Annotated in this window: 6 protein-coding genes; all 6 read left to right on the top strand. The window is 45.8% G+C overall.

Going from position 1 to position 8,301, the window contains the following annotated elements; genetic code table 11:
* Positions 1–56: 56 nt before the first annotated feature.
* The 6 genes from RHS_RS28330 to RHS_RS28305 all read left to right on the top strand — a co-directional run bounded on the left by RHS_RS28330 (position 57) and on the right by RHS_RS28305 (position 8,209).
* Complete coding sequence (locus RHS_RS28330) at positions 57–1,052, top strand: sugar ABC transporter substrate-binding protein (RefSeq protein WP_047835085.1); 996 nt, start codon at positions 57–59, stop codon at positions 1,050–1,052.
* The gene (locus tag RHS_RS28325) at positions 1,049–2,524 is read left to right on the top strand and encodes a sensor histidine kinase (protein ID WP_047835084.1); all 1,476 of its coding nucleotides are present in this window, start codon (positions 1,049–1,051) and stop codon (positions 2,522–2,524) included. The genes RHS_RS28330 and RHS_RS28325 overlap by 4 nt, the downstream gene beginning before the upstream one ends.
* A gap of 31 nt (positions 2,525–2,555) precedes the next feature.
* Positions 2,556–3,872 carry a response regulator gene (locus tag RHS_RS28320; RefSeq protein WP_047835083.1) on the top strand — a complete coding sequence of 439 codons (1,317 nt, stop codon included), beginning with the start codon at positions 2,556–2,558 and terminating at the stop codon, positions 3,870–3,872.
* Positions 3,862–4,896, top strand: a complete 1,035-nt coding sequence (locus tag RHS_RS28315) for a substrate-binding domain-containing protein (protein WP_161597395.1) — start codon at positions 3,862–3,864, stop codon at positions 4,894–4,896. Before RHS_RS28320 ends, RHS_RS28315 begins: the two co-directional genes overlap by 11 nt.
* Positions 4,897–5,341: 445 nt before the next feature.
* Positions 5,342–6,580: a sugar ABC transporter substrate-binding protein gene (locus tag RHS_RS28310; protein ID WP_047835082.1), complete on the top strand. Its 1,239-nt coding sequence runs from the start codon at positions 5,342–5,344 to the stop codon at positions 6,578–6,580.
* Between the two features lie 96 nt (positions 6,581–6,676).
* Positions 6,677–8,209 carry a sugar ABC transporter ATP-binding protein gene (locus tag RHS_RS28305; protein WP_047835081.1) on the top strand — a complete coding sequence of 511 codons (1,533 nt, stop codon included), beginning with the start codon at positions 6,677–6,679 and terminating at the stop codon, positions 8,207–8,209.
* Positions 8,210–8,301 lie beyond the last annotated feature (92 nt).

Raw genomic sequence — 8,301 nt, 5'->3', positions numbered from 1 at the left:
TAAAGTGATTCAAGAGTACAAGTATAGCAGCATGGGTGCAATAGACAGGAGAGAATATGAGCAGAAAATATATGTTGGTTTCTATTGGTTTTCTGGTTTTAATGGTGGTTCTGTACATACAGCTGTTTCTGTTTAGTTCCGTCGGACAGGCGGAGGTGACGGATAGACAGCATGGCAGCCGAATGATCGTCATCAGCAAGGATAACGATCTTATTTACCAGCATCTGCGCAAAAGCACTGCAGAGGCGGCGCAACAGTATCATATTAATGTGGAGAATCAGACACTGCAGAGCTGGGAGTCAACCACACTGCGGGACAGTGTGGTGTTTGCCATATATTCAGGAGCACAGGCTGTAGCATTTCAGTCCAACGACCCGGTGTTTACGCAGGAAATGTATGAGCTGGCAAGTGAGCAGGGTGTGCAGTTAATCTTGTATGAGAGCGAAAATTACCAGCGCGACACGATTCCGGCGGTGAGTGCCAATTCCTACAGCATCGGTACCAACACCGGGCAGCTGGCCATAGACGCATCGGGTGAAGAGGGGTGCAAAGCGGTGCTGGTACTGGAAAAGACGCAGGAAGGCATTCCCTCTACATATCAAAATATGAAGGTGCAGGGTATCATGGAAGTGTTTGGCCAGCATGATGACGCGGAGATCGTACAGACTCTTTCCACCGAAGAGGAAGTATATGCGGGTGAAAAGCTGGCAAATACGCTCGAGGGGCTAAAGAACACCTATAATACCATTATTTGCCTGAACGCATACACAGTGCCGCTGATTGCGCAGCAGGTAATTGACAGCAATCTGGTCGATAAAGTACAGATTATTGGATACGGTATGCAGCAGCAAACCCTGGACTATGTAAACCGAGGAGTTATTTATGGCACAGTGACCCCGGATCCGGATCAGATGGGTAACGATATCGTGGCAATGCTGCACACGTGGGTAAATAATCACTCCTATGACGATAATATGCCGGTCCCGCTACATACGATTACCCGTGAAAACGTTGATAAGTTTAGCCGGCTGTGGCTGGAGACGGAGCAATGAGCGGGGGGCGGAAACGAAGCAAACCGCCGTCGCTTCGTCATACATTGCTGTTTACCTATTTTATTGCGGCAATTATCTGCGTGATGGTAGGAGTTTATAATTTTCTTTCTTCCCAGTTTCTATTGCAGAGAATGACTACATTTGCAGAAGTGAATCAGCAGCTTTCAGAAGTTCAGACCATGACTCAAACCTTTCAGGACAACATAAGCGACTATCTTTTTTCACGAAATTCCGTCTCTTTGCAAAGCTATTATGATAATCAGAACCAGTTAGAGAAGATTGTGGAACAGCTTCAGGATCAAAGCCGGCAGCAGGACATACGATATGTGAATCTGGGGGGAAACCTGAGCCATTATCTGAGCTCTGCTGAGGATCTAATCGTTGCCAAGCGCAACCAGAAAAACACGGAGTATGTGAAATATTATGAAAGCGTGAGCTACGATTTCCGCCTGATCAATCAGTATATTCAGTCATTGATGGCAAGCGAATTACAGGAGAGCAGCGTCCAGTACTACGAAATGCAGCAGGTAGTCACGATTCGAACGGCGTTGTCCTATGGGCTGTTCGGGGCATCCATCTTTTTTGTGGTGTTTATACTGATCAACCTTAGCAACAATGTCAGCAGACCAATTACACGGCTGGCGGGCTATGCAAGGCGTGTTGCGGAAGGAGACTATAGCATTGATATCTGTTTGGAGCAGGAGAATCTGGAGTTTAAGCAGTTGTACGAGTCCTTTGAGGTCATGGTGGAGAATACCCGTTTGTATCTGGAAAGTCTTAAGGAGAAGCAGAAGCTGGAAAACGAGCTGGCGCAGCAGCAAATCATGTCACTGGAAAAAGATAATCTGCTTCAGGAAGCAGAACTGCATGCACTGCATGCCCAAATGAATCCGCATTTTATCTTTAATACCATTAACATCGGGGCTAAAATTGCCATGTTGTCAGGAGATGAGGTGGTTTGCGAGTATCTGGAAAATGCCGCAGATGTGTTTCGATACAATTTGGAAGGCCTGGATAACGCAACCCTTGAGGAGGAGCTGGGGAATGTGGAGGCTTATATGAAGCTGCTGACCACACGATTTGGACCACGGCTTAAGTTTGACGTCCAGGTGGACGAAACGGTTGACCTGAAGGGGGTAACGCTGCCCCGAATGACGCTGCAGCCCCTGGTGGAAAATGCTTTTGTGCATGGAGTAAACCTGATCGAGGAGGGAGGACAGATCTTATTAAAAATCAGCAGTGACAAGGATGACACCATAGTGGTGATTGCCAATACCGGTCCGGAATTTCCAAAAGAGAAGATCGAGGCACTGTACACGGAGGAGTTTCAGGAGCATCGGGGGCACTTAAGCGGAATCGGACTGAAAAATGTCTACCGGCGCCTGCAAATTGTGTGCCGGTGCCAGAGACCGGTGGAGATTGTATCCGCAGACGGCTGGACGCAGGTACGGCTGAAGTTACCAGCAGAATGACAGCCAACAGCTGCAGAGGAGGAAATAAGGAATGAGTATACGCGTTTTAGTAGTAGATGATGAGCCCATCGCTGCCCAGGCCACAAATGTGATGGTACAAAAGACAGATGCGGGACTGGAAGTTGTGGGCACTTGTTTTTCCGGCAGGGAGGCCATGGAGAAAGCGGCATTACTGCACCCGGATATTGTGATCATGGATATCCAGATGCCCGGACTGAACGGTCTGGAGGCGATCAGGCAGATACAGGTATATGCCCCGGATACAAGATTTATAATCGTTTCCGCATACAGTGAATTTAATTACGCGGTGGAAGCATTGTCCATGGGGACAAGTGACTATTTACTGAAGCCGGTTAAGCAGACGGAGTTTTCCGCAGCGTTAAAAAAGGTAATGGCTGAAATTGCGGACCGTAAAGCGGAAAGGAATGCAAAAGATGCCAGACAGAAGCGTTTACAGATCGCCCAGCCGATGATTCAGCGTGATTTCATCCACGCGCTGCTGCCCGATCGAAATTCTGACGAAAGACTGCTGGCGTGTGCCAGCTTCCTGGGCTTATCCAGCCAGCCTGTATTTATTGTGGCATTTCAATACGATACAGGGCACGTGGCACTGCTGTGGAACAGTTTGTTGGAGTGCCTGCCTGATATGGAGGAGAGTATCCGGGATGTGTTAGAAGAAGGCGTAGCCTGTGCGCTGATTCTCGTTCCGCCCAGCGAATCTCCAGATACATATCCGGTTGATTTCAGCCACCGCCTGGATTTAATTCTCACCGATATGAACAGAAAGGATAAGAGTGAAGCGAGAGTCCTGGCAGGGATAAGTCAGACAGTGACAGGTCCTATGCAATGCCGGCTTGGGCTTCAGCAGGCGCTGTGTGCGCTGGAATATGCGGAGGCATTTCCGGCTGACAAGGTGCGGAGTCAGGTATTTGACGAGACAAGGATGCAGCTGGATCAGCAGATAAACAGTTCTTACGGACCGCAGGAGAATATCCTGTCTTCTACGAAGAAGATCGTCGATCAGGCGGCGAACTATATCGAAAAAAATTTCAACAAAGAACTTAATCTGGTGGAGGTGGCATCCAGTGTGAATTTAAGTCCTTATTATTTCAGCCGTCTATTCAAAGAGCATACCGGCAGTAACTTTAAGGAACGGCTGCTTCAGGTACGGATTAAGCATGCGAAGCAGCTGCTTTCCAAAACCGACAGCAGTATTAAAGAGATTACATATCTGGTGGGGTTCAATGATCCGAACTATTTTTCTAAGGTGTTTCACAAGTACACTGGAATTAAGGCCGGCGACTACAGGACCTCAGCAGAAAGGGGGGAGGGTAAGGATGAAGGTTAGTCGATTCATTGCGGTTTTTACAGCAGTCCTATTTCTGTTTCTTTTGGGGGGCTGCTATCGGGGTGAGCCAGTTTCGCAGTCAGAGCAGACCAAGGTACAGCACGTAAGAGTTGGGTTCTCCATGGCAACGCTGCTGGAGGACCGGTGGCTGCGGGACCGGGATATTTTCCAGTCCAAAGCCGAGCAGAAGGGCATCGATGTGATCGTGCGAAATGCCAACCGGGATTCGGAAATTCAGTATGCTCAGGTACAGGAACTGCTGGGACTGGACATTGACGTGCTGGTGATCGCACCGAATGATGCGGAAAAGGAGGTGCGCTGCGTAAAGCTTGCCAAAGACCAGGGAGTTCCTGTGATCGTGTATGACCGTCTTATCCGCAATTCGGGAGCAGATGTATATATTGCATTTGACAATATTATGGTGGGGCGGCTTATGGGAGAGTACTTGATAGAGCACGCAGGGAACGGTGGATACTTACTGGTAAACGGCCCAAAGAGCGATAACAACTGCCCCATGATCCGTGAGGGATATATGGAGGTACTGGAACCATATATTACGTCTGGTGATATTTGGATAGTGGATGAGACCTGGATTGAGGGCTGGGTGAGGGAAAACGCATACAGTTATGTTAAGGAAAGGATTGACAGCTATCGGGATAATTTGACGGCGGTCATCTGCGGCAATGACTCACTGGCATGGGGGGTGACTGACGCATTCGGTGAAAACCGGATTGGTGGTGTGGAGGTGGTGGGGATGGATGCGGATATCTCTGCCTGCCAGCGCATCGTAGCGGGACGCCAGGGGCTGACCGTGTATAAACCCATTCAGGATCTGGTCAGTGAGACACTGGCTGCCTGTGAAAAGCTGGCACTGGGGCAGCCGCTGGATACAGTGAGTACGCTCTATGACGGACAGACAGAAATTCCCTATATAGCGATTGAAGTATATCCGGTTACGCAGGACACAATAAAGGATACGGTAATTGCTGACGGATTTCATCTGGAGGAGGATATCTACAATTAATGCTCCAGGGTGCCTGAAGCGGTCGGGCTGCAGCGGGAGATCTACAGTGTAAAACTATGCTTTTGGTATAAATAAGCAGGAAAAAGCGGTGTAAAATTTTGCGCCGCTTTTTTATTTGATGAAGACAGCAAGGTTTTACTCTGTACAAGCAAAAGATTCTATTGTTAAAAGTGCCATCTATTTGCTAATATAAGAATGAAAAAAGGGAAAGGTTCACAGTGCTGATTGTGGAGCACTAAAATTTAAAAAGGAGGGTATGAGCAAGTTGTATAGAAATTACCTGTAAAATGAAAAAATATGAACAATTGGTTCCGCCTGAAAGTAAGGCGGTTTTATCAGAGAATTTTTCAATAATAAGTGGTAATTTTTATTAAAAAGAAACTAGTTAACTATAAAATGAGGCTGTATGCTTCAAAAAAAGAAGAATCATTAGGAGGATAAAAATATGAAAAGCAAGGTATTAGGATTTGTTATGTCGACTGTTTTAGCACTGGGATTACTCACCGGATGCGGTGCAGGGGGAGGAACTGAAAAGGCAAGTGACACAGCAGCAGCTACTGAAACGCAGGCTAAGACCAATGCTGAGACGAATGCTGAAACAGCAGCTACAGAGGCAGCAGCGTCAGAGGAGAATACTACAGCAGCAGATGATAAGAAATCTGACGGGGATTTACAGGTGGGAATCGTTTTACCTACTAAGGATGAGCCGAGATGGCTTCAGGATCAAAAGCAGTTTGAAACTATCCTGGGAGATGCAGGGTTCAGCAATCAGGTATTATTTAGTCAGGGATCTTCAGCAACAGAGAAGACAAATGTTGAGACTTTGATTTCCCAGGGGATCGACGTACTTATCATATGTGCACAGGATGCATCCGCAGCAGCGGCAAGTGTTGAAGAAGCAAAAGCAGCAGGCGTAACCGTAATTGCTTATGACCGTTTGATTACCGGAACAGATGCAGTGGATTACTATGTAACCTTTAACAGCTTTGCAGTTGGCGAAGCGCAGGGCCAGTACTTAATTGACAATGCACCGGAAGGAAAAGATATTCCGCTTTATTTGTACGCAGGAGCAGCAACAGACAACAATGCTTTCATTTTCTTTGAAGGTGCATGGAGTGTGCTGCAGCCTAAAATTGCGGATGGCACATTTAAGATTGCCAATTCCCAGGAAGCAGAAGGTTTAAAGGATAAAGCAGAACTGACCAGAGATGAATTAGGAAAGATTATCGGACAGGTTACTACGGATTGGGATTTCAATGTAGCAAAATCAAAAGCAGAAGCAAACCTTACCAGCGCTTCCGCAGAAGCAAAAGGTGATGTGCTGATCCTTGCACCAAACGATGGAACTTCCCGCTCCATTGCAGATGTATTTGCAACAGATAAAGAAGTGACCAAATATGTAATTACCGGACAGGATTCCGAGCAGGCATCCATTCAGTACATAATCGATGGAAAACAGTCTATGACAGTATTTAAAGATACGAGAACACTGGCAGCGGATTCTGTTGAGATGGCAGTTGCAATCTTAAAGGGAGAAACACCGGTAACGGATGTTAATTATAATAATGAGGTAAAGGATGTCCCGGCAAAAGAAACGCCAATCGTAGTGGTAACGAAGGAAAATCTGAAAGAAGTACTGATTGACTCCGGATACTATGCAGAAGCAGAATTTACAGGATTATAAAACTATTAGCTTTTAAAGACGAAAGGGGCGGTTGTGATTCTTATCAGCGCCCCTTTTCGCAAGCCTGTTAACAGGCGCTTAGAAAGGAGGAAGAGCGTGAAGGAATATATATTGGAAATGAAACATATCACAAAAGAGTTTCCGGGTGTGAAGGCATTAAATGATGTGAATTTCAAAGTAAAGCGAGGGGAGATTCACTGCCTTGTGGGAGAAAATGGTGCCGGAAAGTCCACCTTGATGAAAGTTCTGTCCGGAGTCCAGCAATATGAATATGGTACTTATTCGGGTGATATCATCTTTAACGGGGAAGTACAAAAGTTTAAGTCCATTGCTGACAGTGAAGAAAAAGAAATTGCAATCATTTATCAGGAACTGGCGCTGATACCGGAATTAAGTATTTATGAAAATATTTATTTTGGTCATGAACTCATGAAAGGAAAAAGAATCGACTGGAATGAAACCATCGTAAAAGCCGGAGAAATGCTGAAAAAGGTAAAGCTTAACGCAGATCCTTCCATGAAAGTCAAAGAATTAAGCGTGGGAAACCAGCAGCTGGTGGAAATAGCCAAAGCTCTGAGCAAAAATGTAAAGCTGCTGATTCTGGACGAGCCAACTGCGGCGTTAAACGAAGATGACAGTCAGAACCTCCTGGCTTTGATTCAGGAATTAAAAAGCCAGGGCGTTACCTGTATTATGATTTCACATAAATTAAGGGAGATAACAGCCATTGCAGATACGATCACCGTTTTGAGAGATGGCGCAACGATCTGTTCCATGGATGTGGCAAATCAGAAGATTACAGAAGCGGAAATCATAAAACATATGGTAGGCAGGGAAATAGAACATATTTATCCCGCCCGGAAAAAACATGAAATTGGTGATATTTCTTTAGAGCTTAAGAACTGGACCGTAACGGACCCGGCGAAAGGAAAAGAAATTTTACATGATATCAGCCTGAATGTCCGTAAAGGTGAAATCGTGGGACTTCAGGGCCTGATGGGAGCAGGAAGAACAGAGCTTGCTATGAGCATCTTTGGCAACCCCTCCGGATACAAGGTGACAGGCGGCGAACTTTACATAAATGGCAGACCGCGTAAATTTAAGAATCCCAGAGAAGCGATTCAGGACGGGCTTGCCTATGTTTCAGAGGATCGTAAAGGGAATGGGCTGATTTTAATCCAGGACATCAAGTTTAATATTTCCATTGCCAACTTAAAAGAATTGACAGAGGGATTGTCTATTAATGAGAATAAAGAAATTCAGACAGCAAATTCATTCCGGGAGTCCATTAATATCAAAGCACCTTCCATTGAACAAAAGACCGGAAAGTTAAGCGGGGGAAATCAACAGAAGGTACAGCTTGCAAAATGGATTTTTGTAAATCCGAATGTCTTAATTCTGGACGAGCCTACTAGGGGAATTGATGTTGGCGCAAAGTTTGAGATTTATTCTTTAATGAATAAGCTGGTAGAACAGGGAATGAGCATTATTATGATATCGTCTGAATTACCGGAGGTACTGGGAATGAGTGACCGGCTTTATGTAATGTCGGAGGGCAGGATTACCGGGGAACTAATAGCGGAAGATGCTGATGAAGAAAAGGTTATGGAGATGGCAATCAGATCATAGGAGGTTGAAGGAATGAAGGAACATAAAGAAAAGCAAGGGTTAGGAAAAGAGATTGTTTCCCTGTTAAGAGCAAATATCCGTGATTATATGAT

The sequence above is a fragment of the Robinsoniella sp. RHS genome, from assembly GCF_001029355.1.
Classification (GTDB): Bacteria; Bacillota; Clostridia; order Lachnospirales; family Lachnospiraceae; genus Robinsoniella; species Robinsoniella peoriensis.
The sequence above is the reverse complement of the archived record's forward strand: the minus strand, read 5'-3'. Positions and strand labels throughout refer to the sequence as shown.